Source organism: Streptomyces sp. NPDC085524 (assembly GCF_044541755.1).
Classification (GTDB): domain Bacteria; phylum Actinomycetota; class Actinomycetes; order Streptomycetales; family Streptomycetaceae; genus Streptomyces.
This window is the reverse complement of sequence record NZ_JBITTH010000012.1, coordinates 105,542-129,869: the sequence shown is the minus strand read 5'-3', so window position 1 is coordinate 129,869 and position 24,328 is coordinate 105,542. Positions and strand designations below refer to the sequence as shown.

24 protein-coding genes are annotated in these 24,328 nt (G+C 74.2%); 6 read left to right on the top strand and 18 right to left on the bottom strand.

Features of this window, described 5'->3' with window-relative positions; all coding sequences use genetic code 11:
* Positions 1–103: 103 nt before the first annotated feature.
* Positions 104–1,018, bottom strand: a complete 915-nt coding sequence (locus tag ACIGFK_RS20345) for an AraC family transcriptional regulator (RefSeq protein WP_400052984.1) — start codon at positions 1,016–1,018, stop codon at positions 104–106.
* A 96-nt stretch (positions 1,019–1,114) separates the two neighbouring features.
* On the opposite strand from ACIGFK_RS20345, the gene ACIGFK_RS20340 reads away from it, so the two are divergent.
* Positions 1,115–2,029 (top strand): MBL fold metallo-hydrolase, encoded by a 915-nt coding sequence (locus ACIGFK_RS20340; RefSeq protein WP_376661178.1) that lies wholly within the window; start codon positions 1,115–1,117, stop codon positions 2,027–2,029.
* A gap of 13 nt (positions 2,030–2,042) precedes the next feature.
* Here the strand turns inward: ACIGFK_RS20340 and ACIGFK_RS20335 are convergent, their stop codons facing one another.
* The 12 genes from ACIGFK_RS20335 to ACIGFK_RS20280 form a co-directional block, all read right to left on the bottom strand.
* Complete coding sequence (locus tag ACIGFK_RS20335; RefSeq protein WP_400052983.1) at positions 2,043–5,561, bottom strand: NACHT and WD repeat domain-containing protein; 3,519 nt, start codon at positions 5,559–5,561, stop codon at positions 2,043–2,045.
* Between the two features lie 42 nt (positions 5,562–5,603).
* Positions 5,604–6,218, bottom strand: coding sequence for a polysaccharide deacetylase family protein (locus ACIGFK_RS20330; protein ID WP_400052981.1), 615 nt, complete (start codon positions 6,216–6,218; stop codon positions 5,604–5,606).
* A 265-nt stretch (positions 6,219–6,483) separates the two neighbouring features.
* Complete coding sequence (locus tag ACIGFK_RS20325; protein WP_376661181.1) at positions 6,484–7,026, bottom strand: FABP family protein; 543 nt, start codon at positions 7,024–7,026, stop codon at positions 6,484–6,486.
* Between the two features lie 159 nt (positions 7,027–7,185).
* Entirely contained in the window at positions 7,186–9,240 is a 2,055-nt protein-coding gene (gene fusA, locus ACIGFK_RS20320; protein WP_400052979.1) for an elongation factor G, read from the bottom strand.
* A gap of 376 nt (positions 9,241–9,616) precedes the next feature.
* On the bottom strand, positions 9,617–10,057 hold the full coding sequence (locus ACIGFK_RS20315) for a VOC family protein (protein ID WP_376661174.1): 441 nt from the start codon (positions 10,055–10,057) through the stop codon (positions 9,617–9,619).
* 181 nt (positions 10,058–10,238) lie between these two features.
* The gene (locus ACIGFK_RS20310; RefSeq protein WP_376661173.1) at positions 10,239–10,772 is read right to left on the bottom strand and encodes a DoxX family protein; all 534 of its coding nucleotides are present in this window, start codon (positions 10,770–10,772) and stop codon (positions 10,239–10,241) included.
* A gap of 357 nt (positions 10,773–11,129) precedes the next feature.
* A complete protein-coding gene (locus tag ACIGFK_RS20305) occupies positions 11,130–11,519 on the bottom strand; it encodes a hypothetical protein (RefSeq protein ID WP_376661524.1) in 390 nt (129 codons plus the stop codon).
* Between the two features lie 123 nt (positions 11,520–11,642).
* Entirely contained in the window at positions 11,643–12,155 is a 513-nt protein-coding gene (locus ACIGFK_RS20300; protein ID WP_400052976.1) for a hypothetical protein, read from the bottom strand.
* Positions 12,156–12,161: 6 nt separating this feature from the next.
* A complete protein-coding gene (locus ACIGFK_RS20295; RefSeq protein WP_400052974.1) occupies positions 12,162–12,698 on the bottom strand; it encodes a hypothetical protein in 537 nt (178 codons plus the stop codon).
* A 74-nt stretch (positions 12,699–12,772) separates the two neighbouring features.
* Positions 12,773–13,537, bottom strand: coding sequence for a metallophosphoesterase (locus ACIGFK_RS20290; RefSeq protein ID WP_376661527.1), 765 nt, complete (start codon positions 13,535–13,537; stop codon positions 12,773–12,775).
* Positions 13,534–13,788: a hypothetical protein gene (locus ACIGFK_RS20285; RefSeq protein ID WP_376661528.1), complete on the bottom strand. Its 255-nt coding sequence runs from the start codon at positions 13,786–13,788 to the stop codon at positions 13,534–13,536. Before ACIGFK_RS20285 ends, ACIGFK_RS20290 begins: the two co-directional genes overlap by 4 nt.
* Positions 13,785–14,447: a hypothetical protein gene (locus ACIGFK_RS20280; protein ID WP_376661529.1), complete on the bottom strand. Its 663-nt coding sequence runs from the start codon at positions 14,445–14,447 to the stop codon at positions 13,785–13,787. The genes ACIGFK_RS20285 and ACIGFK_RS20280 overlap by 4 nt, the downstream gene beginning before the upstream one ends.
* Positions 14,448–14,596: 149 nt before the next feature.
* On the opposite strand from ACIGFK_RS20280, the gene ACIGFK_RS20275 reads away from it, so the two are divergent.
* Entirely contained in the window at positions 14,597–15,604 is a 1,008-nt protein-coding gene (locus tag ACIGFK_RS20275; RefSeq protein ID WP_376661530.1) for a glutathione S-transferase family protein, read from the top strand.
* An 18-nt stretch (positions 15,605–15,622) separates the two neighbouring features.
* Here ACIGFK_RS20275 and ACIGFK_RS20270 read toward each other — a convergent pair whose 3' ends face one another.
* From ACIGFK_RS20270 to ACIGFK_RS20255, 4 genes are all read right to left on the bottom strand, one after another.
* Complete coding sequence (locus ACIGFK_RS20270) at positions 15,623–16,126, bottom strand: hemerythrin domain-containing protein (protein ID WP_400052971.1); 504 nt, start codon at positions 16,124–16,126, stop codon at positions 15,623–15,625.
* Positions 16,127–16,197: 71 nt separating this feature from the next.
* Positions 16,198–16,512, bottom strand: coding sequence for an SHOCT domain-containing protein (locus ACIGFK_RS20265; RefSeq protein WP_376661532.1), 315 nt, complete (start codon positions 16,510–16,512; stop codon positions 16,198–16,200).
* A gap of 16 nt (positions 16,513–16,528) precedes the next feature.
* Positions 16,529–16,948 (bottom strand): DUF6325 family protein, encoded by a 420-nt coding sequence (locus tag ACIGFK_RS20260; RefSeq protein WP_376661533.1) that lies wholly within the window; start codon positions 16,946–16,948, stop codon positions 16,529–16,531.
* Between the two features lie 50 nt (positions 16,949–16,998).
* On the bottom strand, positions 16,999–17,415 hold the full coding sequence (locus ACIGFK_RS20255; RefSeq protein WP_376661534.1) for an SHOCT domain-containing protein: 417 nt from the start codon (positions 17,413–17,415) through the stop codon (positions 16,999–17,001).
* Between the two features lie 323 nt (positions 17,416–17,738).
* On the opposite strand from ACIGFK_RS20255, the gene ACIGFK_RS20250 reads away from it, so the two are divergent.
* The 3 genes from ACIGFK_RS20250 (at position 17,739) to ACIGFK_RS20240 (ending at position 21,229) form a co-directional block, all read left to right on the top strand.
* Entirely contained in the window at positions 17,739–20,354 is a 2,616-nt protein-coding gene (locus ACIGFK_RS20250) for a LuxR C-terminal-related transcriptional regulator (protein ID WP_400052968.1), read from the top strand.
* 112 nt (positions 20,355–20,466) lie between these two features.
* Positions 20,467–20,664 (top strand): hypothetical protein, encoded by a 198-nt coding sequence (locus ACIGFK_RS20245; RefSeq protein WP_376661536.1) that lies wholly within the window; start codon positions 20,467–20,469, stop codon positions 20,662–20,664.
* Positions 20,665–20,770: 106 nt separating this feature from the next.
* Positions 20,771–21,229 carry a hypothetical protein gene (locus ACIGFK_RS20240; RefSeq protein WP_376661537.1) on the top strand — a complete coding sequence of 153 codons (459 nt, stop codon included), beginning with the start codon at positions 20,771–20,773 and terminating at the stop codon, positions 21,227–21,229.
* A 69-nt stretch (positions 21,230–21,298) separates the two neighbouring features.
* On the opposite strand, the gene ACIGFK_RS20235 is transcribed toward ACIGFK_RS20240, so the two are convergent.
* Positions 21,299–22,288, bottom strand: a complete 990-nt coding sequence (locus ACIGFK_RS20235; protein WP_376656029.1) for an Acg family FMN-binding oxidoreductase — start codon at positions 22,286–22,288, stop codon at positions 21,299–21,301.
* A gap of 405 nt (positions 22,289–22,693) precedes the next feature.
* On the opposite strand from ACIGFK_RS20235, the gene ACIGFK_RS20230 reads away from it, so the two are divergent.
* On the top strand, positions 22,694–24,328 hold the full coding sequence (locus tag ACIGFK_RS20230; protein ID WP_376656030.1) for a N,N-dimethylformamidase beta subunit family domain-containing protein: 1,635 nt from the start codon (positions 22,694–22,696) through the stop codon (positions 24,326–24,328).

Genomic DNA, 24,328 nt, shown 5'->3' with positions numbered 1-24,328 from the left:
CCCGTCCGGATCGCTCCGGCGTCGGGGTGGCCCCTTCTCTGCCCCGAGCCCTGAACGGTGACGCGGCGAAGGCGAAGTCCTCCCTCGCCCTCGAGGCCCCCTGTCAGCCGGCGCCGTCCCGGTAGCGTCCCGGGGTCGTGCCGAACTCCCTGCTGAAGGCATGGGACAGGGCGTACGGAGTGCCGTAACCGACCCGGCGGGCGATGGCCGCCAAGGGGTCCGGGGTGTCGCGCAGCATGGTGGCGGCGAGCGTCAGGCGCCACCAGGCGAGGTACGCCATCGGGGGGCGGCCCACCAGGGCCGTGAACCGGCGGGCCAGTGTGGCGCGGGAGACGCCCGCCTCGGCGGCCAGCCGGTCGTTGCTCCACGGCGCGGACGGCTCCGAATGCAGCGCCCGCAGGGCGGCCGCCGTCACCGGGTCGCCCAGCACGGCCGGCCAGGCCCCGGTCGTGTCCTCGGCCACCCACGATCGGACCATGTACACGAGCAGCAGGTCGAGCAGGCCGGGGACCGCCAGGCAGGATCCCGGCCGCTGCCCGTCCAGCTCCCGGCCCAGCAGGTCGATGGCGGCGCGCAGTTCGGGCCGGACGCCGACCCGGTTCGGCAGGTGCACGACCGGCGGCAGCTCCGCCAGCAGCGGATGCACGCGGCTGTGGTCGAGCCGGTACTTGCCGCACAGCAGCTCGACCTCCCCCGGGGCGGCGCCCCGCAGCGGGCCCGGCGCCTTCCCGCCCGTCCACTGCTCGAAGGGCACGGCCCGCTCCACCGTCCCGGCGTCGGCGGGGGAGTCGGCGATCACGTGCCCGGTACCGTGCGGCAGCAGCACGGCGTCCCCGGCGCCGAGCGGGACCGGGGAGCCGCCGTCGGGCAGCAGCCAGCATCTCCCCTCCAGCACCACGTGAAACCCCGCGCCGTCGTACGGAGCCAGCCGTGCACACCAACTTCCGCTCACCCGGACCCGGTTGGAGGAGGCCTGCCCCGTGCGCACCGCCGATATCGCATCGCTCACCACATCCATCGGATCAGAGTACGGAACCGGACTGAGACGCACGCGTATCCAGACGAGCAGAACGGGCATTGAGGAACTCACGGCGCCGTTCCTATCGTCGAGGACATGAGCAACGAGAGCGCACAGCGCATGATCCTGGGAGACGTCGAGGTCATCCGGGTGGTGGAGTGGCAGGGCCCCTTCGTCCCGGCCCGGGACCTCGTGCCGGACGCCCCGGCCGAGGTGTGGAAGAGCAACGGGCACCGGCTGGCGCCGGACCACTGGGAGCCGGAATCCGACAGGGCCGTGATGGCGCTCCAGACCTGGGTGCTGCGCAGCGCCGGGCGGACGGTGCTGGTCGACACCGGCGTGGGCAACGGGCGGGAACGGCCCGGTTCGCCGCAGTTCCACCAGTGGCAGGGCGACTTCCTCGGACGGCTGGCCCGGGCCGGCGTCCGTCCGGAGGACGTGGACGTCGTCGTCAACACCCACGTCCACGCCGATCACGTCGGCTGGAACACGGTCGGAGCACAGGGGGAGTGGGCGCCGGCCTTCCCCAACGCCCAGTACCTCATCCCGGCCGCCGACGACTTCCACTTCGGTCCCGGCAACGCGTACGCGCAGGGTCTGCGGGAGGACGACCGGCTCATCTACGAGGACAGCATCGAGCCCGTCCACCGGGCCGGGCAGTCCCTGCTGTGGGACGGCGCCCACCGCATCGACGAGAACCTCACCCTGGAATCCGCACCCGGGCACACCCCCGGCTCCTCCGTGCTGCGGCTCGCCTCGGGCGCCGACCGGGCGGTCTTCGTCGGCGACCTCCTGCACAGCCCGGTGCAGATCCTGGGGCCCGCCTGCAACAGCTGCTTCTGCATGGACGAGCACCAGGCCGAGGCCAGCCGCCGCCGTGTCCTCGAACGCGCCGCCGACGAGCGGGAGCTGGTCGTCCCCGCCCACTTCGGCGGGCCGGGAGCCGTGGAAGTGCGCCGGGACGGCGACGGCTTCGCCCTCGCCCGATGGGCGGCCTGGGGCCAGGAATAGGGGGTGCCCCCGCTCAGCCCTCGCCCGGGAGGAGGAACGCGCGCCGCTCCTCGGCCGACAGCCCGTGCAGGAGGCGCGAGCGGGCACGGCGCAGCAGGGCGTCCGGGTCGGTCTCGGACACGTCCCAGATCCGCACCGTGCGGTCGCGCGAGGCGGTCACGAGGCGGGAGCCGTCCGGGTGCCAGTCCAGGCTGTTGACCCAGTCGCCGCCGACCCCGACGACGGCGAGCTGCGAAGCCGTCCGCGGGTCCCACAGGCGGACCGTGCGGTCCCGGGACGCGGAGGCGATGCGGGTACCGTCCGGCGACCAGGCCACGCCCTGCACCCGGTCCTCGTGGCCGGTCATGACGGCGAGTTCGACGCCGAGCGCCGGGTCCCAGAGGCGGAGCGTGCGGTCCCGGGAACCGGTGACCAGACGGGTGCCGTCGGGCGACCAGTCGACCTTCCAGGCGTGGTCGGCGTGGCCCGTCAGCACGGTCCGGGCGAGCCCCGTGTCCGTGTCCCACACGACGACGCTCCACCCGGTGCCGGAGGTGGCGAGCAGCCGGCCGTCCGGGGACCAGGCCGTCCCGGTGAGCCAGTCGTCGTGGCCGCGGACGCGCGGCCCGGACTCCAGGACGTGCAGGACGGCGCCCGTGGCCGCGTCCCAGATCCGAACGGTGCTGTCGCGCGAGGCGGTGGCGACCCGGGCGCCGTCCGGCGACCACGCGATGTCGGACAGCTCGTCCCGGTGCCCGCGCAGTTCGGTACGCGAACCGCCGCCCGGACCGGGTCGCCACAGCAGGGCCCGCCCGTCGCGCAGGGCCGCCGCCACCCGGGCGCCGTCGGGGGACCAGGCGACGTCCGCCACCTCGGCCGCGGGGCGCAGCAGGTCCGTCTGGCGGCCGGAGCGCGGCTCCCACAGCCGGACGGTCCCGTCCTGCGAGGCACTGGCCAGCTGCCCGCCGTCCGGGGACCAGGCGGCGTGCCACACCGAATCCTCGTGGCCGTGCAGGCTGCCGGTCCGTTCGGCGGCGTCCCAGACGGCGAGGACGCAGTCGCGGGAGGCGCTGGCCAGCCGTGTCCCGTCCGGTGACCAGGAGACGGCGTACAGGGTGTCGGTGTGGCCGGTCAGCCAGAGCGCGGCCTCCGCCGCGGGACCGTCAGGCGCGGGACCGTCCGGTACTCCGGTCAGCTCCCAGACGCGCACCCCGCGGTCCTGGTCGCCCGCGGCCAGCCGCCGCCCGTCCGGTGACCAGGCCAGGCAGTTGAGGCCGTCCATGCTGTCGAGCCGCCGGTCCACCGTCCAGGTGCCGGTCGACCAGATCCGCACCGTACGGTCCTTGGACGAGGAGGCGAGCCTGCTCCCGTCCGGGGACCAGCACACGGCCTCCACCGTGTCCTGGTGCTCCCGCAGTTCGCGCACGGTCTCCCCGGTGTCCGCCGCCCGGATCCGCACGACCGTTCCCTCGCCCGCGCTGGCGATCCACCGGCCGTCGGGGGACCAGGCCACGGCCCACACCGGTCGTGCGTGCCCCTGGAGGGCCATCACCTCGGCGTACGTGCCGGCCGGGCCGGTGTCCCAGACGCGCAGGACCCGGTCGCTGCCGACGGAAGCGAGGCGGCTGCCGTCCGGTGCCCAGGCGATGCCGGTCACCCCGTGGCCGGCATCGCCGTGCCGCAGCGAGGCGAGGGGCGTCCAGGTGGCGGTGGACCAGATGGCGACCGCCCCCTCCCGGGTGCCGCAGGCGATCCGGGACCCGTCGGGCGACCAGGCCACGGAGCGGATCCAGTCGCGCCCCGTCAGGTGCACGGCGGGCTCCGCCGCGAGGTCGGCCCCGGCGTCCGCTACGGGCCACGCGCGCAGCCCCCCGTCCCCCGAAGAGGCCGCCAGCCACCTGCCGTCCGGCGACCAGGCCGCATCCGTCACGGAGGCGCGGAAGCCCCGGTGGACCCCGAGCAGCCGGGAGGAGCCCAGCGCGGTGCGCAGCGCCTGGGCCAGCGCCGGCGTGAGCCCGCACTCCTCCGCCGCGGCCACCCCGGCCGCCACGGCCGACTCCGGCCTGCGCTCGGCGCTTTCGAGCACCCGCAGCGCCACCGCGTCGGCCGTGCGCGCCAGCGTCGCCCGGTCCGCCCGCGCCGAGCGGTCCACGAACTCCGCGACCAGCGCCGCCGCGCCCAGCGCCCGGGCGGACCCCTCCATCCACTGCCGCGCCAGGACGAGCCGTTCCCCGGCCAGCAGGTACGCGTCCGGGCGGCCGGCGTGCTCCCAGTCCTGGGCCCAGCGCTCCAGTTCCGTACGCCGGTGCAGCTCGTCGGCGCGGGCGGCGACCGCCTGGCTCAGCGGCGGCCACCGCCGGAACAGCGCCTCGTGGGCCACGTCCAGCGTCCCGCCGTCGCCCGTCAGCAGCCGCCCGGCCACGAACGCGTCGGCGACCTCGAGCTGCGCCGGCTCCAGCTCGGCGCGCGGCACCCGGCGCCGGGTGGGCTCGCCCCGGTCCACCGTGACGAAACGCAGCAGCGCGGGCAGGACCGGTGCCTGCCCGCCCAGCTCGGCCGTGATCCGGTCGGCCCGCTCGGACAGGGCGCCGGGGACCCCGCCCAGAGCGCGGTAGGTCTCGTGGGTCACCGTCCCACCCGAGCCGCCCGCGCGCAGGTACAGCTCCTGCAGGGTGTAGGCCAGCAGCGGCAGGGCGTCGCCGCCCCCGCAGTCGTCGACCATGCGGGCGACGACGCCGGGTGCGAAGGAGAGGCCGGCCTGTTCGGCGGGCCGCTCGATGACCTCGTACAGCTCCTCGCGGCCGAGCGCCCCGATCGCCATGGTGTCCCGGACCAGCTCGGCGAGCCCGCCCTCCAGGACGCCGGTGAGGAAGTCCGAGCGCAGGGTGGCCACCACCCACAGCTGCGGATCCTCGCGCAGGGCCGTGCGCAGCACCGTGAGGAATGCGGTGCGCTCCTCGGGACCGGACAGCGTGAGCAGCTCCTCCAGCTGGTCGACGACGACCAATGCGGGCCGGGCGTCCGGCAGCCGGTCCAGTCGCAGGCGCAGCGCGCCGACCGGGTCCGTGCCGGGTGAGAAGGGCTCGGCCACCGCCCAGCGCCTGCGCCGCCGGGCCAGCGCGGGCAGCAGTCCGGCCCGGACGAGCGAGGACTTGCCGCTGCCTGACGGCCCGACGACGGTCACGCACCGCGCCGCCCGCCCGGGCACCGCCGGATGCAACCGGCCCACCAGCTCGGAGACTTCGCGGTCGCGGCCGAAGAAGACGGCCGCATCGGCCTCGGTGAAGGCTTCGAGGCCGGGATAGGGCGGCTGCCCGGAAGTCCACGTCCGCCGGACGGCCACGGGCCGGTCGAGGTAGTGCAGCCAGACCTGACCGGCGACCAGCGCCAGCACCCCGAGGCCCAGCAGCGGCACCGACCAGGTCCGCAACAGCCGCAGCGGGAACGGGACGTCACCGTCCTCGCTGGTCGCGTAGTTCGTCGTGACGGCCAACAGCGCCCCGACCAGGACGAGCAGGACATCGAGTATGAGTTTGACAGGCCGTCGGTCCACCCCGACAACCTAACCCGGCAGAACGGCGCCGCTCGGCCGGAGTCAGCGAGCGCCCGTGGGGCCGAGCAGCCCGCGGAGGTCGATGACCTCGTAACCCTCCTCCTGGACCGCGTCGATGATCCGGGGGAGGGCCTGGGCGTCGATGACGACCCCGTCGCCGGTGCTGCCCACGTGCATCTGGAGGATCGCGCCGGGCGCGAGTGCGCCGACGGCCCGCTCGACGGCCTCGTCCACGCTCATACCGCCCTCCGCCCCCAGGTAGCCGTTGGTGTCCGTGGTGAACTCGACGGCCGCGTACCCGAGGTCGTTGACGTCCGCCACGGACTCCTCGGAAGTGGCGCTGTACGGGAACCGGAAGAAGGGCAGCGGCTCCGTACCGGAGGCCGCGCGGATCGCCGCGTCGGCGCGGCGGACCTCGTCCGCACGCTCCGCCGTGCTCAGGTCGTCGAAGTAGGGGTGGCTGTGCGAATGGTTGCCCAGACCGTGCGCGGCGCCCATGGCACGGACCGCGGCGGGGTGCTCCTCGGCGAACTGCCCGGTCGGGAAGAACGTCGCGGACAGCCTGCGGCGGCGCAGCTCGGCGAGGACCGTGCCGATCCCGCTCTCGTCCCAGGCGGCGTTGAAGGTGAGCGCCACCACCTTGCGGGAGGTGGGCATCCGGCGGATCTCCCGGCCCAGCAGCTCCGCCGGCACCGGTACCGGGCCCGAACGCCCCGTCCGCGTCGGCGGCGACGCCGCCGACGCGACCGCACACGGCGCCAGCGCAGCGGCCGCCGGTGAAAGCGCTGCCAGCGAAAGCGCCGCCAGTGCGGCGCGTCGTCCCGGGTCCACCATCGTCGCCTCACCCTCCGTACGGTCTGCGACGACTATGGAAGAGCCGGAGCCCGCTGCCCGGCAGGCCCGGCCGGGCACCCGGGTGATCTCAGACGGGCATCCGGCGCAGCCGGGTGGTGAGGTGGTGCTGCAGCGGCCGGCCCACCGCCGCCATGTCGTGGGTGACCGTCATCTCCCCCTCGCGCAGGGCGTAATGGCGCCGCGTGCCGGTGACCACCTTGGCCAGCGGGGTCAGCGCCACGTCCTTCGTCTCGATCTCGATCTCCGTGTCCGAGACCCGTCCGACGTACGTCTCGACGATGCCGGTCGGGTGGGCGAGCACGACTTCCAGGGTCGCGTCGGGCGTCACCCGCCACCACCCCGCCTCGCGCCCCGCCGGGCGTACGGGAGCCCCGTCGCCGTCGATCAGCCACGCCCGTGCCTCGTAGCGCAGGAACGGCCGGCCGTCGTGGCTGAAGGTGATCTCCTGCTCGTACCGGAAGTCCTTCTCCAGGGTCGGGTACTGGCCCTCCCCGCGGCCGTGCCAGCGCCCGATCAGCGGGAGAACGGGCTTCAGCAGCGGGTGCGGCTCGGGCCCCTCGCCGAGGACGTGGGTGTCGGGGTACGGATTGTCCTGCGCCGGCTCGAACATGTTCACCTTGCCTGTTGTACGAAGATCCCGGGCTCCGCAGCCTAATGCCCGGCCCCCGGCCGGACCCGCCCGTCCCGGGGAGCGGGACGGGCGGGTCGGCGCGGGTCGGCGCAGGGCAGCCTGGCCGGCCGGATGGGCCGGCCAGGCGGGGCCCGCCCGCTACCGGGTCAGCACGGTCCCGGCCACCGAGGCCGGAACCGGCGCCAGACCGGCCGGCCGGGTGGTGAAGGTGCCCCGGCCCTGGGTCCGGCCGCGCAGCCGGGACGCGTAGCCGAAGAGCTCGGCCAGCGGCACGGCAGCGGTGACCACGGCGGCTCCGGCCCCGGCGGTGGACGCCGAGACCCGGCCCCGGCGGGCCGCGAGGTCACCCAGTACGCCACCCACGGCGTCCTCGGGGACGCTCACCGTCACCTCCACGACCGGCTCCAGCAGTTCCACCGCGCTCGCGCGCAGCGCCTCGCGCAGGCCGAACCGGCCCGCCGCGCGGAACGCCGGCTCCGAGGAGTCCTTGGAGTGGGTCGCCCCGTCGGTGAGCGTGACCCGCAGGCCCGTCACCGGGTAACCGCCCAGGGGACCCTCGGCGAGGGCGTCCCGGCAGCCGGCCTCCACGGCACGCGCGTACTCCTGCGGCACCCGCCCGCCGACGACCGTCGACCGGAACTCGAACACGGCCTCCTCCAGGGGCTCGACATCGAGGACGACGTGCGCGAACTGCCCCGCGCCGCCGTCCTGTTTGACGTGCCGGTACACCAGGCCGGTCACCCCGTGCACGACGGTCTCCCGGTACGAGACCTGCGGACGCCCGACCTCGATCTCCACCCGGTGGGCGCGGCGGACCTTCTCCACCGCCACCTCCAGATGGAGTTCACCCATCCCCGACAGCACCGTCTGACCCGTCTCCGGGTCGGACCGCACCGCCAGCGAGGGGTCCTCCTCGACCAGCCGCGCCAGCGCCGAAGCCAGCCGCCCGGTGTCGGTGCTGCGCCGGGCCTCGACCGCCACCGACACCACCGGGTCGGCCACCGACGGCGGTTCCAGGACCAGCGGCGCCCCCGGCGCGCACAGGGTCGTGCCCGCCCGGGCCGCCTTCAGCCCGATCACCGCGACGATGTCGCCCGCGCACGCCTCCTCCCGCTCCTCGTGCCGGTCGGCCTGCACCCGCAGGATCCGGCCGACGCGCTCGGTACGGCCCGTCGCCGGATCAAGTACCGACTCGCCCTTGCGCAGCGTGCCCGCATAGACCCGTACGTAGGTGAGCCGCCCCGTGGCCGTGGCCGTCACCTTGAAGGCGAGGGCCGCGAACGGCTCCGCCGGGTCGGGGGCGCGCTCCTGCTCCGCGCCGCCCGCCACCGTCCCGCGCACCGGCGGCATGTCCGCCGGCGAGGGCAGGTACGCCAGTACGGCGTCCAGCAGCGGCTCGACACCGCGGTTGCGGTACGCCGAACCGCAGAGCACCACCACGGCGTCCCCGCTCAGCGTCAGCTCCCGCAGCGCGCGGACCAGGGTCCGTTCGGTCAGCGCCGACGTCGCGCAGAACTCCTCGAGGGCCTGTGCGTGCAGCTCGGCCACCGATTCCTCGAGCAGCCGGCGCCGCCGCAGGGCCTCCTCCCGCAGGGATTCGGGGACGGGACCGACCTCGTACGCGTCGGAGCCGGCACTCCAGAGCAGTGCGCGCATCGCCGGCAGGTCGACGACACCGGTGAAGGCGTCCTCCTGGCCCACGGGCAGCTGGACCACCAGCGGAACGGCGCCGAGCCGCTCCCGGATGGAGGCGACGGCCCTGTCGAGGTCGGCGCCCGCCCGGTCCAGCTTGTTCACGAACGCGATCCGCGGCACCCCGTACCGGTCGGCCTGGCGCCACACCGACTCGCTCTGCGGCTCCACTCCGGCGACGGCGTCGAACACCGCGACCGCCCCGTCCAGCACGCGCAGGGAACGCTCGACCTCGTCGGCGAAGTCGACGTGCCCCGGGGTGTCGATGAGGTTGATGCGGTGTCCGCCCCAGGTACAGCTGACGGCCGCGGCGAAGATGGTGATGCCGCGGTCGCGTTCCTGGGCGTCGAAGTCGGTGACGGTCGTGCCGTCGTGGACCTCGCCGCGTTTGTGGACGGCGCCGGTCGCATACAGGATGCGTTCGGTGATCGTGGTCTTGCCGGCGTCGACGTGGGCGAGGATGCCCAGGTTGCGGACGGCGGTGAGAGGGGTGCTGCGCATGGCCCGAGGCCTTTCGGATGACGAGGAAGAGGGCAGCGCGATTCCCGGACGCGGACCCGCCGCGGCGGCCGGAGGCCGCAGGGGCGGGGCGAACTCGGATGAGCAGAGGTGAACCGAGCCGGGACGAGCCGGACTCAGCTGTGCGTCACGGGCATACGGTGACGGCCGCGCGGCCGGCACCGCACGCTCCGAGACACCGGGATCACGTCGTACCGGGACCGGGGAGCGAAGGCGGCGGTGCGGTGGACGCACATGGCTCGGCTCCCCTTTCTCTCCACTCGGCATGAGGCGGCGCGATGCCCCGACGGCAGCGCGTGAGGCGAGTGTAGTGAGCGAACGCGCCGCGGTGCGCGGCAATTTAGGGCCTGCCGCAGGCTCAGACGCCCGCCCCGAAGTCGGGCAGGATCAGGGACCCGTCCTCGGCCAGGGTGAAGCCGGGGTTGTGGGCGATTTCCCAGGCGTGGCCGTCGGGGTCGGTGAAGACACCCGAGTAGAAGCCGATCGCGTTGACGGCGGCGGGCCGGGTGACGGTGCCGCCGGCCCGCGCGGCGGCGTCGAGCAGGACGTCGACCTCCGCGTCCGTGCGTACGTTGTGCGCCAGGGCGATGCCGCCGAAGCCGGAGGCCGGCGGGGCGTCGGGCAGCCCGCAGTCCGCGGCCAGTTTCCGGCGGTCCCACAGGACCAGGGCCAGACCGCCCGCCTGGTGGAAGACCGTTTCCTCGACCTCGGTGCCGCGCCAGCCGAGTGCCGCGTAGAACCCCTTGGCGCGGGCCACGTCGGCGACCCCCAGGGTGACCAGGCTGATCCGCTGTTCCATTCCGTCACCGTAGCCGCCGGGAGCGTGCCGCGCCGGGAAGGCGTGCCCGGCGGAGGTGTGAGCGGGCCGGAGGTGTGAGCGGGCCGGAGGTGTGAGCAGCCCGGGCGTGGGCAGACCCGGGGTACGGGGCGCGAGCGGTGGAGCCGCGCCCCGGCCATGCGGGCCCGTGGGATCCGCCGGGTCAGGACGCGTCGTCCGGTCCGGCCGGTGCCTCCATCGCGGCGATGCGCCGCCTGACCACGACGGTCGCGGCGGCCGCGCTGAGCCCGAAGGCCACCAGGATCACCGCGGGACGGTCGAGCCGGTGCCCGCTGACGTGGTCGAGCGAGAGGCGCCCGGGCCCGGTGACGCCGAGGCAGGCCGCCACGGACCCGAGGAAGGCCGGGTACTCGAAGCCGCCGCCCTGGGCGAAGAATCCGGCGGGCGCGTGCACGGAAACGGCCCCCGCCATGGCGCCCGCCGCCGCGGCACCGGCCGCCGGAGTGGCGAGCCCGAGCGCGAGCAGGGCGCCGCCGCCCGCCTCTCCGAGTCCGGCCGCGATTGCGCTCTGCCGGCCCGGGGTGAAGCCCATGTGCTCCATCGCCTGGGCGGTGCCGTCGATGCCGCCCCCGCCGAACCAGCCGAAGAGCTTCTGCGTGCCGTGCGCGATCAGTACGCCGCCTGCCGCGAGGCGCAGGGCGAGCAGCCCGAGGTCCTTACGAAGGGTGAAGTGCATGGGGCGACCTTTCGGCAGGCGGGGAACGGATCGGCGGGCGCGGATCGGCGGCATCTGTTCCCGCACTCCGCCCGCTGCCACACCGCACCCCCTGCCGAATGGCGCAGGGGGTGCGGTGTGGGCAGCGGGCGGAGTCCCGGCGTTCGCCGGTCAGTCGGGCGGCTCCGGCACGGCCGGGGGCTCTCCGGGTGAAGGCTCGGGCGGTTGCGGGGAGGGCTCGGGCGGGCGGTCGCCGGGGTCCCGGGGCCGGGGATCGCGCGGGACCGGATCAGGGCTCTCGGGTACGGGTGCGGGGCCTTCCGGCTCAGGCTCTGTGGTCCGGTCCATTCGGCTCTCTCCTCCTGTCCGGCGTCGCGGCTACCGGCTTCCCGCCGGCCAGTCCTGTTCCTCCATGCCGATGGCGTCCTCCAGCTCCCGGTGGGCCGAACTCCAGGCCCCTTCCTGCTGCTCCAGGAGTGCCGCGGCGATGGCGTCCAGCTTGCGCTGGATGGCGTGCTCGGCCCGGCGCTCGGAGTTCTTCAGCAGGGCGAGCAACAGCAGCGACACCGCGCCCATGGCGTCTCCGGCGAGGTGCTGCCATTCCATCGGCAGACGGAACAGGTGCACGGTGGCGAAGGCCGCCACCAGCAGGACGCACAGGAACGAGAAGAACGCGGAGCTCGTGAAGTTCGAGGCGAGTTCCGCCAGCTTCTCGAAGCGGCCGAGCCGCCCGGGTTCGCCCTTCTTCGCCGGATGCGTGAACGTCATGCCCGGCGCCTGCCCCCGTGCGGCCCGCCTAACCCCGTCCCGTACGGGCGATACGCACCGCAGCCGACGGCCACGGAGCGCTCAGGAGAACGCCCCCGGACGGCGGGGGCGGTCCCGGGGGCGTCAGGTGCGCAGGAGCCGGCCGAAGAAGGACCGGTACTTCTGCAGGGCCAGCCGCAGCTCCTCGGTGGCGACCTGCTCGCCCTGCTGCCACTGGCCCTCCAGCTCCTTCTTGTGCTCGGAGAACACGCCGGCCAGCGCCTGCATGACCTCGGCGACCAGGCCGTCGGCCTCGCGCACCGCACCCTGCGGGTCGTCCACGAAGCGGCCCTGGATCTCGCCCCAGGTCTTCCGGTAGCCCTCGGCCTCCCGTTCGGGGAGCAGCGCTTCGGCTTCCCCGGCGGCTTCCCCGCCCGCGGACGCTTCGTCCCGGGAGCCCGGGCCCTCCCCGTAGGCGCCTTCCTCCGCGTCGGTCAGATCGGCCTCCTGCCGCATCTCGCCGCGGTCCGCCGCGCGGGTGTCGTCGGCGGTGGCCTCACCGGGATACAACGGCGGTTGCGCCTGGTCTCCGGACCGGGCGAACTGCTCCGTGGTCAGGCCCTGTTCCTCCGTGCGCCGTTCTTCGTCCTCGTGCATGTCCCGTCACCTCGCCGTTCCGACCAGTTCGTCGAAGAGCGCGCGGTAGTGCACCATCGCCCCGCGCAGCTCCTCCGTGGTTGCCTGTCCCTTGCCGCTGCGTTCGTTGACCTCGTGCGCCGCGCGGTAGTGCTCCAGGGTGCGTCCGTGTTCGACGGACAGTTCGCGCAGCTGCTGGTCGTATCCGGCGGTGGGGTAGCCACGGTCGCGCATCACGCGGGTGATCAGGTCGTCCGCCTGCGACACCGCGCCCTCCGGGCGGTCGACGAACCGCTGCTGAACGGTGTTCCAGGCCTCGGTGTAGCGGTGCCGCTCCTCGGCGGGGAGTTCCCTGATGTCGAGGTCGTCGTGCCGTGCCTGGCGCTTGTGCAGCTCCGTGTCGGCCGCGTGCCTGCTGCCCGTGCTTTCGACGGTGCGCTCGTATTCCGGACCGAAGCGATCCTGCAGCCGGCGCCGCCGCTGGTACATCCAGGCGGCGATTCCGGCGAGGACCAGGACGACGGCGACCGGGATCAGAATGGCGAGAAGTGTGCTGGTGGACATCGCATCCTCCACAGGGCCGGGGCCGGCCGTCTCGTTCGGACGTTCGAAGCGGCGCCTGCCCTGAACCCGCGTGCTCAAACGGGTGGAGGCCGGCCGGCCGCCTGCCGGTGCCCGTTGCCGGGAGTCAGGCAGTAGAGCGCGAAGGCGCGGTCGATCACGGGCATCGCGACGTTGCGGACCCGCACCCCGCCCGCCGTCGTGCCGTGTTCCGTGCCGAGGTGCGCGTGCCCGTGCACGGCGAGATCGGCACCCGCCTCGTCCACGGCCTCCGCCAGCAGGTAGCTCCCGAGGAAGGGATAGATCTCCAGCGGTTCGCCCGCCAGGGTGTCCGGCACCGGCGAGAAGTGCGTCAGCGCGATCCTCAGCACGCTGCCCTCGGCACGCAGTTCGTGCAGCGCCCGGCCCAGGCCCTGCGCGCAGCTGCGGGTGTACCGGATGAACGCCTTCATCTCCGGCTCGCCGAACTCGCTGCCGCTGCGCCCGGCGAAGCCGCCGCAGAACCCCTTGGTCCCCGCCACGCCGACCCTCGTACCGCCGATGTCGAGGACGACGCCCTCGCCCTCGAGGACGCGGACGCCTTCCGCGGCCAGTTCCCCGGCGACGAGGTCCTGCTGGTCGCTCTGGTAGTCGTGGTTCCCCAGGACGGCGACCACGGGCAGCGGCAGCCCGGACACCTCGCGGGCCACGACCCGGGCCTCCTCCGGAGTGCCGTGCCGGGTGAGGTCGCCCGCCAGCAGCAGCAGGTCCGCGCAGTCTCCGAGGGTGTCGAAGGCCGGGCGCAGCACCCCCGCGCTGCCGGGGCCGAGGTGGATGTCGCCGACGGCGGCTACGCGGATCACGACAACTCCTCGGCGTGAGCGGGGGGTCCCGCGTGGTTGACGGTCAGGTCCTCCTGCCAGTGCACGCCCGCCAGTTCCTCCGCGGCGATCCGCAGGACGGCCGCGCGGATGCCCGGGTCGGAGACGGCCCCCCTGATCAACACCCCGGAGCCGCGTACTTCGACGCACGCGCCCAGCTCGGACACGTCCTCGCGCGCCAGGCGGTCGCGGAGGTGCTCCACGCGGTATTCGACGGCGTCGGCGTACGTCATGACGTCACCTCGCGGGGGTCGATGACACGGAGGCGTTCCAGGAGGTACAGGAAGGCGTCGGGCAGCGGATCGGCCCGGTGGGCGCGGTCGAGCCGGACCCAGTCGATCTGCTCCCTCAGCATCCGGGCCATGGGCAGGAGGTCGCCGAAGTCGCAGTAGTGCTCGCACAGGGCGGCCAGACGGCTGTCCATGAGGTCGGTCGGCGAGAGCACGGGCATCCAGACCGAGTCCACCGCCTTCACCGTCGCCCGGTCGAGCAGCTCGGTGCTGACCGGCTTGCGGGCGAGCTCGAAGATCAGGTCGATCTCCTCCCCGCCGGAGCTGCCCTTGACCAGCCAGTCCTCCGGGGCCCTGCGCAGGGCGATGCCGCCGGCCTCCAGCGTCTCGATGACGGCGTCCGCGTCCTCGTGGCGCACGCAGAAGTCCGTGTCGTGCTGGAAGCGGGCGGGCACCCCGTGCGCGAACGTGGCCACGCTGCCGGCGAGCGCGAAGGGCTGCCCGGACTGCTTGAGCAGGGCCGCCACGTGCTTGGTGACCTCCAGGATCGCCTGGGTGTGGTCCCTGGGGAGAGGGCCGTCGGACGGCGTCGGCGGACCGAGGCCTTCCGGGGGAGGCGGACCACCCGGACGGCCCGGCCGGAGGACAGGATGACTGTTCATGGGGGCCTCGCTCACTCGCGGCGACAACGCCCGTACCTGCGGACGGATGCGGGACCCGGCCGCCACAGCGGGCACCTTGCCGCTCCCGCCGCTCCGAAACCCCTGCCACCGGGGGCGGTACGGGCCGGCATCGCGGGTAGGCGCCGGGCATGAGCTACGTGAGCCGCGGCCGGGGATACACCCGGGACAGCCGGTACATCACCACCCGGATCACCGCCGACGGCGGCGACGGCTACCGGGTGGAACCCGGCCGCTACCGCCTGGTGGTCAGCCGGGCCTGCCCCTGGGCGAACCGGGCGATCATCGTACGGAGGCTGCTCGGGCTGGAGGACGCGCTGCCCATGGCCGTCGCCGGACCCGTGCACGACGAGCGCAGCTGGACCTTCGACCTCGACCCCGGCGGGCGCGACCCGGTGCTCGGCATCGCGCGGCTCCGGGACGCCTACCTGGCGCGCGATCCCGGCTACGACCGCGGGATCACGGTCCCGGCGGTCGTGGACGTCCCGAGCGGGCAGGTGGTGACCAACGACTTCCCGCGGATCACGCTGGACATGTCGCTGGAGTGGACGGCCTACCAGCGCCCGCGGGCGCCGGAGCTCTACCCGCCCGCGCTGCGGGCGCACATCGACGACGTGAACGACGTCGTCTACCGGGACGTCAACAACGCGGTCTACGAGGCCGGGTTCGCCGGCAGCCAGGAGGCGTACGAGGAGGCCTACGGGCGGCTCTTCGGCCGGCTCGACCTGCTGTCGGACCGGCTCGAACGCTCCCGCTACCTCGTCGGCGACACCATCACCGAAGCGGACGTGCGGCTGTTCACCACCCTCGTCCGCTTCGACGCCGTCTACCACGGGCACTTCAAGTGCAACCGGCAGAAGCTGAGCGAGATGCCGGTGCTCTGGGCGTACGCGCGGGACCTGTTCCAGACACCGGGCTTCGGCGACACGGTCGACTTCGACCACATCAAGCGGCACTACCACCTGGTCCACGACGACATCAACCCGACCGGCATCGTGCCGGCCGGCCCCGATCCGGCGGGCTGGCTCACCCCGCACGACCGGGCCGGCCTGGGCGGACGCCCCTTCGGCGACGGCACGGCTCCCGGGCCGGTCGCTCCCGGCGAGGAGGTACCGGCCGGCCACAACCCGCTGGCCTGAACCTCCCCGCCCCCGTGGTCACTTGCCGTTGACGATCCTGCGCACGTTCTCGATGCTGCCGCAGCCGGACGACAGCTGCTGTTCGCGCTCCCGCAGGAAGGCGCCGCCCAGTTCGGCCCGCCGCTCGTCCGGGACGTTCTCCCGGGCTCCGTTGAGGATCGTGCGCTCCTCCTCGTCCACGTGGTGGGAGACCGCCTCGACCAGGTCCTCCAGCCGCTCGTCCCACTCCTCGGAGCCGACCTCGTCGACCTCCAGCAGCGCCAGGAGCGCCTTGTTGCCCTCGGCGTGCTCCTCCTCGCCGTGCTCCACTTCCTCGTTGTCGACGTCCTTGAAGCGCTTGAGCGCTCCGTAGACCTCGGCCTCCTCCGCCTCGCCGTGCGCGATGAGCAGGGAGGAGAACGCCTCCAGTGCTCCCGCGCGGTCGTCTTCGACGCTCCGCATCCGGCGGAAGAGGTCCTCCATCGTGCGGTGGTCCTCGAGGATCACCTCGACCACGTCCTGCTCCGTGACGCCGCCTGCCATACGACCCACCTCCTGGATCCGCGTCGGCATACGGAGCGGCTGCCCCCGGCAGGCCCGTTCATGCGGGGCGTTCAGCCCCGCAGGAGGCGGTCCTTCTGGACGGCGAATTCCGTGTCCGTGAGCACGCCCTGCTCGTGCAGCCTGCCCAGGCGCTCCAGGGCGTCGAGCGTCTCGTCGGTCATCCCACCGGCTGCGGCGGCGGGCGCGGCGGGCGGCGGTGCCTCGTACTGCTGCTGTTCGACGGTCTGCTGCGCGGCGGCGCGCTCGGCCTGGTGCCGGGCGACACGGCCGGATACGGCTGTAGCGGTTCCGGCGACCACGGCGGTGCGCGCTGCGACACCGACGATGCCCGGTCGTCCTCCCCGCGCGAGGCGGCGTCCTAGCATGGTCCTCACCCTTCCTTCACGATGCGTTCTCGTACGCCTGCTCGACGACGGCCGCCGGGATGCGCTCGTGTGCGACGAGTTGACCGCCGGCCCTGCGAATGGCACTGGTGATGCCGGCGGCCCAGGTGTTCTCCCAGACCAGCATCGCGGCCGCCGAGTCCGGCACCAGTTCCTCGGCGATCAGCTCGAGGTCCTCATGGCTGAACAGGCCGCCGATCTCGCCCTCGATGTCGTCGAACACCGAGGCTTCGTCGGGCTCCAGCGCGTCGAGTTCGATGTAGGTGACCTCTCCGTCCGCGTCCTTCTTGACGAAGGTGAGGTCGAGGATCCGTACCGTGCCGCTCGCCACGAGCGCCTTCAGCTCCGGGACGATCTCGCCGCGGAACCGGTTGCCCGGGAAGGCGATGACCACGTAGTCGACAGCTCCCACTTCCATGTCCCTTGTCCTTCCTCGCGTGTACTCGTCGGCATGTCTCCGGGCGGCCCTCAGTTCGCGAGGACCTTGGCCTTGGCCTGCTCGTACTCGGCGGGCGTGATGTCGCCGCGGTTCTTGAGGTCGGCGAGCTTGGACAGTTCCTCGGCGTGGCTGGTCGGGGTCCCGGCGCTCTCGCGCACATAGGCCTGGAAGGCCGCTTCGTTCTGCTGCACCCGCTGCATCTCGCGCATGCCCATGCCGCGCCCGCGGGCGATGAGGTAGACGAAGACGCCGAGGAAGGGCAGGAAGACGACGAACACGCACCATCCGGCCTTGCCCCAGCCGCTCAGGTCATCGTCGCGGAAGATGTCGCCGATGATGCGGAAGAGCAGCATGAACCACAGGATCCAGATGAAGATCATCAGCGTGGTCCAGAACACGTTCAGCACCGGATAGTCGTAGGCCAGGTCGAGCGTCGCGCCGTTCATGCCGTTCTCCCGTCGATCGTGGTGCCCGTCGGTTCCACCATCGCGCCGGCGCGATGCGGATGCCTTCGCGCGGGTGTCCGTGCCGGGACTGCTCCAAGAATGTGGCGCCGGGCGCAGGTGCCGCCTCACCCCGCGGGGGTGAAGCACGGGGCACGGTCCGGACGGGTCCGGGAGTCCCGGTCGCGCGGCGCCGGGGCCGGTGCCTCACCCGGGCCAGGTGACACGACTGGTGATCACCACCGATCACGGCTTGAGTGGATGCCGTGGGCCGATCACAGTCCGTACCTGCGGTACCAGGGGTCCCGGCGACGACCGGTGACCCCATGCTCACGGTCAGGTTCACCGTGCCGGCCGTGCCGAAGCACCTCGTCCACCGGAGCGGACTGCTCAAGCGTCTGACCGCCGGCGTGGAGGGGCCGCTCACCCTCGTCAACGGTCCGGCCGGCTCGGGCAAGACCGTGCTCGCCGCCCACTGGGTCGCCGAGCGGATGGCGCCCGGCCCCACCGCATGGCTGACCGCCGAGCCCGGCGACGCCCCCGGCGCGTTCTGGGCGTACGTCCTGGAGGCCCTGAACCGGGGCGGGGCGGTGCTGCCCGCCGGGGTGGGCAGGCCGACCCGCGCCGAAGGGGTGACCCGGTCCTTCCTGGTGCGCCTGGCGGACGCGCTGGCCGGGTCCGAGCGGCCCGCGGTCCTCGTCCTCGACCAGTTCGACACGGCCGAGGCACCCGCCATCACCGAGGGCGTGGACTTCGTACTGCGGCACGCCGCCGAAGGCCTGCGCATCGTCCTCACCAGCCGCACGGACCCCCTGCTGCCGCTGCACCGCTACCGCGCGGCCGGCGAGATCACGGAGATCCGGTACGAGGACCTGCGGTTCACCGACGAGGACGCCGAGGCGCTGCTGCGCGAACACCGGCTGGAGATCTCGGAGGCGGGGATCCGGCTGCTGATGGAGCGGACCGAGGGCTGGGCGGCCGGAGTGCGCCTGTGCGCCCTCGCGATGCAGAGCAGCGCCGACCCCGAGGCGTTCCTGCGCCAGTTCGCCGCCGACCGCACCACCATCGCCGACTACCTCCTCAGAGAGGTGCTCGACGCGCAGCCGGGGCCCGCACAGGACCTGCTGCTGCGCGCCTGCGTCACGGACCGGATCCACCCCGACCTCGCGGACACGCTGACCGGCCGGGACGACGCCGCCCGCACCCTCGCCGGGCTGGCCCGCGACAACGCGTTCCTCGAACAGGTCGAGACCTCGGCCTGGTACCGGCTGCACCCCCTGTTCGCCGAAGTCCTCCGCGCCCACCTGCGGGAGCGCCGGCCGGGCCTCGAGCCCCGGCTGCGCGGGCGGGCGGCGCGCTGGTTCGCCCGGACCGGGCGCCTCCCGGAGGCCGTGGCCCAGGCCGCCGCCTGCGGGGACTGGCAGTTCGCGTCGGGGCAGCTCATCGACAGCCTCGCCGTCGGACGGCTCTTCACCGGCCTGGAGGCCGACCAGCTGGGCCGGGCCTTCGCCGGAATGCCGGCCGGTACGCCGGGCGCGGCGCCCGCACTGGTCGCGGCGGCCTGCCGCCTCCCCGACCAGGACCTTTCCGGCTGCGAGGCCGGGCTGCGGCGCGCGGACTCGTACCTCACCGAGGAGTCCGGTACGCAGGCCAGGCTCAGCCGCGCCTTCGTCGGTGTGCTCGCGGGCCGGCTGGCCGACGACCCGGCGGCCACCGAACGGGCGGCGGCCGACGCCGACCGCCTGCTCCGCGAACTGCCCGGGCCGCTGCTCGCGGAGCACCCCGAGATCCGGGCCCTGATGCTCGCGGGTCTGGGCGCGGCCGAGCTCGGTGCGGGGCGCCTCGACCGGGCCGAGACCGCCCTCACCGCCGCCGTCGAGGCCTGCGGGGCGCCGGGGACGGAGTACCCGCTCTGCGACGCGCTCGGTTCGCTGGCCCTGACCGAGCTGATGGGCGGCCGGCTGCGGCAGGCGGCCGCGCACGCGCACGCGGCGCTCGCCGTCGCCGAGCAGTCCGCACTCCCGCCCGAGCGGCGCCCCGGGGTCGCCCACCTCGTCCTGGCCGGAGTCGCGGCCGAGCACGACGACCTCGCGGCCGCCCGCGGCCACCTCGACCTGGCGACCGCCGCCGGCGGCCCCCGTCCGGAGCGTGCGGCCGCGGTGGAAGCCGCCGTCATCGGCGCCCGGATCGCCGTGTCCGAGGGCGACGGGCAGGCCGCGATCGGCACCCTCCACGCGGTGGGGACGGCCGGGGCCCCGCTGCCGCCGCAGGACTGGGCGCTGGCGGAGCTGGCCGCTGCCGAGGCGGGCGTACACCTGGCCCACGGTGACGCGGCCGCCGCGCTCGAGGCCCTGGACGGCGTGGACGGCGCGGCCGCCGGCCGGCCCGAGCACGCGGTGGCCCGCGCCCGGGCGCTGCTCGCAGCCGGGCGCGGCGACCGCGCCTCGGAAGCGCTGGCGGCCCTCCCGGCGGACGACGGGCTCAGCACACCGGTACGGGCGAGGGCCTGTCTGCTCCGTGCGGAGGTTGCCGCCGCGGCCGGAGCGCACGAGGAGGCGCGGCGGCGACTGGGCGAGGCCCTGGGGCTGGCCCGCCCGGAGGAGCTGCGGCGGATCTTCGCCGAGGGCGGGCCCTGGGTGCGCCGGGCCCTGCACCAGGACCCGGAGCTGGCGCGGCGCCACGGCTGGCTGCTCGCCGGGAGCCCGGCGCACGCGGGCACGTCCCCGGCCGGCGGGCAGCCGGCCCTGCTGGAGCCGCTGAGCCCGCGGGAGATCGAGGTGCTGCGGCAGGCCTCCCGGATGCTGTCGACGGTGGAGATCGCGGCCGAGCTGTACGTGTCGGCGAACACCGTCAAGACCCACCTGAAGAGCATCTACCGCAAGCTCTCCGTCACCCGGCGCAGCGAGGCCGTCCACCGCGCCCAGGACCTCGGGGTGCTGTGAGCGCTTCTCGCCCGTGGCGGGCGATGCCATGCCGCCCGGCGGAGGCAGAGGATGGCAGGTGAGGCCGTTGTGGAGCCGGGCGTCAGCCGTTCGAGAGAAGTGGGTGTGCCCCATGCGCTACGAATTCCGCATCTCGGGCGTGGTGCCGGAGACACTCGCCGCGAACTTCCCCGAACTCGACAGGATTCCCGTCCGGGAACAGACGCTGTTCCTCGGCACCGTTGCGGACGAGGCCCACCTGTACGGGCTCCTCACCCGCTTCCAGGCACTGGGTCTGCGGGTGCTCGAAATGCGCCAGCTGCCTGTCTGAACCGAAGACCACCCGCTCCGGGTGATCACCCGGAGCGGTCCGTCGGGCGATCGTTTGGCAGGAGAAAACGGTCCGGCGCACTACCGCCAACTGTGAGGTGAGTTCCATGGGTCAGCCCACTCCGACCGGGGGGAACTGGAACACCGGCCCTGCGCCGGGCAGCATGCCGTACACCGGAGATCCGGTGGACGGCGCCGGGAGGGGAGGCACGGTATTCGCCGCGGTGCTCCTCCTGGTCACCGGATGCCTCGCGATCCTGCAGGGCATCGGCGCCATCGCCAACGACGACGTGTACGCCCGCATCGGCAACTACGTCTTCGAATTCGACCTGACGGCATGGGGATGGATCCACCTGATCATCGGAATCCTCCTCGTCCTCACCGGTCTGGGCCTGTTCGCCGGCTCGAACGTGGCCAGGGGCGCGGGCATCGGCCTCGCGGGCCTGAGCGTGATCGCCAACTTCATGTGGCTGCCGTACCAGCCCTGGTGGTCCCTCATCATCATCGCGGTCGACGTGTTCATCATCTGGGCCCTGTGCACGAGCTGGACGCACGCGACCGAGTGAGCACCCGTCCCCGTACGTCGGCGGTCCGGCCCGCAGCGGCCGGACCGCCGGCGTATCCGCTCGCGGTGTTCAGCGCGTGTCGAGCACGTCGGCCACGGGGCGCCTCGGCGTCGTGGGGCCGACGGGGCCGTAGCCGAGCCGGATCACCATCTGGACGTGGCTCATCCCCGCCAGGGGGTCGCGCATCGTCGGACGGAGCTCCGGCCACTCCAGGGGCTGCGAGGTCATGGAGGTGACCAGCCCGTCCGCCGTGGCCTGGAGCAGGACCCGCTGCATGGCCTGGCCCGCCAGCAGCCAGTCCCGGGGGGTGTCGCCCGCCGTCCCCAGCAGCGCGATCTGGGGCCGGCGCTCGAAGACCGCCCACCCCCGGCGCGGCACGGGCCGCGCGCGGCCGAAGTCGCGCACGGTGGCCCCCGGGCCGGACCGCACGGGACCGAAGGCCTCCGCCGGGATGCCGTCCGGCCGGGCCTCCTCGCCGGGTGCGCCCGTACCCGTCCACGCGGTGGTCTCCGCCCGCAGTGCGGGATCCGCGTCCTCGCGGTGCTCCGCATCGTGGACGAGGCCCAGCAGCGTCTCGGTGTGCCAGGCGTCGGGCACGGCCAGGCGGCACCCCTCCAGGAGCGCGGCGGCCCGCAGGGCGTCCAGCAGCGGACCCGGGACCTCCTCCTCCGTGAAGGGGAAGCGGCTGGTGTGACGGCGCCGCAGAGCGGGGTGCAGGGGGGAGAGGTCGGCGTCGGCGGACGTGGGCGTCCGGAGGGCCACCGACGCCAGGAACCAGGGATCGCCGCTGTCCGGCAGCAGGTCCACGACGGGCCCCCAGCCCGCGTGGACGGCGGACACGCGCAGGTTGAACAGCGCGGCGGCGCAGCTCAGGTGGAGGGCCCGGCGATCGGGGTCGGCCTGCGGCATGGTCCGCTCCGGATCCCCGTGCACCTCGACGATGCCCGTGTCCGGCCGGAAGACGAATCTCCACGGCTGGGCGTTGTGCATGGAGGGCGCCGTGATCGCGTCCTCGACGAGGGCGACGACGGCGGGGGCGTCCAGGAGCGGAGCGGTCATGGAATTCACCTTTCACCTGCTTGCGAGGCCGTCCTCGGCCGTGGGCGGTCACGGCGGCCCGTGCCGCGGCGCCGGAGCGGGACCGGCAGCACGGCGTCGGCCCGTGCCCCCGCCGGGACGGCGCGGAGCCCCGGCCCCGGCGCCCGCCCGGGCACCCCGTACGGCCTCGTGGCCTCCTGCTGCGCCGGACCTGCGGGTCCTCGCGATCGGTTCACGTTCACCACTTCTCGTGCCAATTGTCTCAGGCGGGGACCATTCGGCCCCGGAGACCGGCCCGTCCGATCGCCGGAGGAGACGGAGGAGGACACGCCGCTGCCCGCCGCTGCCCGAGGGGCCGGACCGGGGTGACGTACGGTGACCGGGCCGGCTCCGCCTGTGGCAGCGGGCCCTGGACGAGGAGTGGCCATGGGACGGACCGAGGACTCCGGACCTGCGGCTCCCCGGCACCGCGAGGGTCCCGCCCGCCGCCGGGTGCTCGGGCTCGCGGCCGGTCTCGTCGCATCGGCGCCGCTGCCCGCGGCCGCCGCGCCCGCACACCTCCCGTCAGCCGCAGGGCAGGGGCCCGCGGCCGTGGCGCCCGCGGCCGCGCCGTCCGGCCTCGACGTGGCGGCCGAGAACCGCCGCCCCGGCGATCCGGACTGGAGGATCACCCGCGCAGGCCGGGCCCGCGCGATCGAGGGCTTCGCCGAGGCCGCCTCCGTGCTCCCGGGCGAGCCCCTCGGCCTGAGGGTGTCGACGACCGCGCCCTCCTACACCGTCTCCGCCTACCGCATGGGCTGGTACGGCGGTGCCCGCGCCCGCCTGGTGTGGCGCTCGCCCGCGCTGCCCGGGGTCCTCCAGCCCGCGCGGCAGGTCGATCCGGCCACGAGGACCGCCCGCGCCGAGTGGCGGCGGACCGCCGAGGCAGACACCACCGGCTGGCCGGAGGGCAACTACCTGCTGCGACTGGACACCGTGGGCGGTGAACGGGCGCAGCGGTACGTCCCCGTGACCGTGCGCTCCGCCTCGGCGGCCGGCCGGATGGTCTTCGCCAACGCGGTCGGCACCTGGCAGGCGTACAACCGCTGGGGCGGTGCGGACCTGTACCAGGGCGCCACCGGCAAGCGGGGCTCGCGCTCCCTCGCCGTCACCTTCGACCGGCCCTACACGAACGCCCGCGGCGCGGGCCAGTTCCTCACGTACGAGGCGCCGCTCCTCGCCCTCGCGGAGCGCATCGGGGCGCCGCTGGCCTACGCCACCGGAATCGACGTGGCCCGCGACCCGGCCCTGCTGCGCGGGGCCGCGGCCCTCCTTTCGCCCGGCCACGACGAGTACTGGAGCCCCGAGCAGCGCCGCAACGTGACCGCGGCCCGCGACGAGGGCATGAACCTGGCCGTGTTCGGGGCGAACTGCTGCTACCGGCGCGTCCGCTTCCAGGAGACCGCGGTCGGGGCCGACCGGACCCTCGTCTGCTACAAGGACGACTACGCGGCGGACCCCGGATTCCGGCGCGGCCTGCCGCCCACGAACGACTACCGGGGCCGGCCGTCCCCCGACCCCGAGAGCAGCCTGCTGGGCGTCATCTACAGCGGCTACCCGGTCGATGCGCCCCTCGTCGTGACCCGGCCCGGGCACTGGCTGCTGGCGGGCACCGGGGCCGGTGCGGGGGAGTCCTTCCCCCACCTCGTGGGAGTCGAGTACGACCGGATCGACCTCAGGTACCCCACGCCCCGGCCGGTCGAGATCCTCGCCCACTCGCCGGTCGTGCTGAAGGGCCGGCACACGTACGCGGACGCCGTGTACGCCTCGCTGCCGTCCGGCGCGGGCCTCTTCGCGACCGGCACGATGCGCTGGGTGGAAGCCCTGGAGGCGGGCACGGCGGGCGTCAAGGTGAAGCACGGACTGGACGCCCGGACCGGGAGGTTCACGCGCACCGTCACCGAGAACGTGCTGCGCGCCTTCGCCGCCGGTCCCGCGGGACGTGCGCGGCCCGCACGGGACGACGTGTCCCTCCACTACCGCCCGGACGGTGCCCCGACAGGACCAGCCTCCGGCGTGTAA

Coding starts and splice junctions, on each gene's coding strand:
- ACIGFK_RS20340 (WP_376661178.1), top strand. CDS start 1,115: ATGAGCAACGAGAGCGCACAGCGCATGATCCTGGGAGACGTCGAGGTC.
- ACIGFK_RS20285 (WP_376661528.1), bottom strand. CDS start 13,788: ATGACGTACGCCGACGCCGTCGAATACCGCGTGGAGCACCTCCGCGAC.
- ACIGFK_RS20255 (WP_376661534.1), bottom strand. CDS start 17,415: ATGAACGGCGCGACGCTCGACCTGGCCTACGACTATCCGGTGCTGAAC.
- ACIGFK_RS20230 (WP_376656030.1), top strand. CDS start 22,694: ATGGGACGGACCGAGGACTCCGGACCTGCGGCTCCCCGGCACCGCGAG.
- ACIGFK_RS20345 (WP_400052984.1), bottom strand. CDS start 1,018: ATGGATGTGGTGAGCGATGCGATATCGGCGGTGCGCACGGGGCAGGCC.
- ACIGFK_RS20240 (WP_376661537.1), top strand. CDS start 20,771: ATGGGTCAGCCCACTCCGACCGGGGGGAACTGGAACACCGGCCCTGCG.
- ACIGFK_RS20275 (WP_376661530.1), top strand. CDS start 14,597: ATGAGCTACGTGAGCCGCGGCCGGGGATACACCCGGGACAGCCGGTAC.
- ACIGFK_RS20305 (WP_376661524.1), bottom strand. CDS start 11,519: ATGACGTTCACGCATCCGGCGAAGAAGGGCGAACCCGGGCGGCTCGGC.
- fusA (WP_400052979.1), bottom strand. CDS start 9,240: ATGCGCAGCACCCCTCTCACCGCCGTCCGCAACCTGGGCATCCTCGCC.
- ACIGFK_RS20270 (WP_400052971.1), bottom strand. CDS start 16,126: ATGGCAGGCGGCGTCACGGAGCAGGACGTGGTCGAGGTGATCCTCGAG.
- ACIGFK_RS20250 (WP_400052968.1), top strand. CDS start 17,739: ATGCTCACGGTCAGGTTCACCGTGCCGGCCGTGCCGAAGCACCTCGTC.
- ACIGFK_RS20235 (WP_376656029.1), bottom strand. CDS start 22,288: ATGACCGCTCCGCTCCTGGACGCCCCCGCCGTCGTCGCCCTCGTCGAG.
- ACIGFK_RS20310 (WP_376661173.1), bottom strand. CDS start 10,772: ATGCACTTCACCCTTCGTAAGGACCTCGGGCTGCTCGCCCTGCGCCTC.
- ACIGFK_RS20245 (WP_376661536.1), top strand. CDS start 20,467: ATGCGCTACGAATTCCGCATCTCGGGCGTGGTGCCGGAGACACTCGCC.
- ACIGFK_RS20315 (WP_376661174.1), bottom strand. CDS start 10,057: ATGGAACAGCGGATCAGCCTGGTCACCCTGGGGGTCGCCGACGTGGCC.
- ACIGFK_RS20265 (WP_376661532.1), bottom strand. CDS start 16,512: ATGCTAGGACGCCGCCTCGCGCGGGGAGGACGACCGGGCATCGTCGGT.
- ACIGFK_RS20260 (WP_376661533.1), bottom strand. CDS start 16,948: ATGGAAGTGGGAGCTGTCGACTACGTGGTCATCGCCTTCCCGGGCAAC.
- ACIGFK_RS20330 (WP_400052981.1), bottom strand. CDS start 6,218: ATGCCCACCTCCCGCAAGGTGGTGGCGCTCACCTTCAACGCCGCCTGG.
- ACIGFK_RS20295 (WP_400052974.1), bottom strand. CDS start 12,698: ATGTCCACCAGCACACTTCTCGCCATTCTGATCCCGGTCGCCGTCGTC.
- ACIGFK_RS20325 (WP_376661181.1), bottom strand. CDS start 7,026: ATGTTCGAGCCGGCGCAGGACAATCCGTACCCCGACACCCACGTCCTC.
- ACIGFK_RS20280 (WP_376661529.1), bottom strand. CDS start 14,447: ATGAACAGTCATCCTGTCCTCCGGCCGGGCCGTCCGGGTGGTCCGCCT.
- ACIGFK_RS20300 (WP_400052976.1), bottom strand. CDS start 12,155: ATGCACGAGGACGAAGAACGGCGCACGGAGGAACAGGGCCTGACCACG.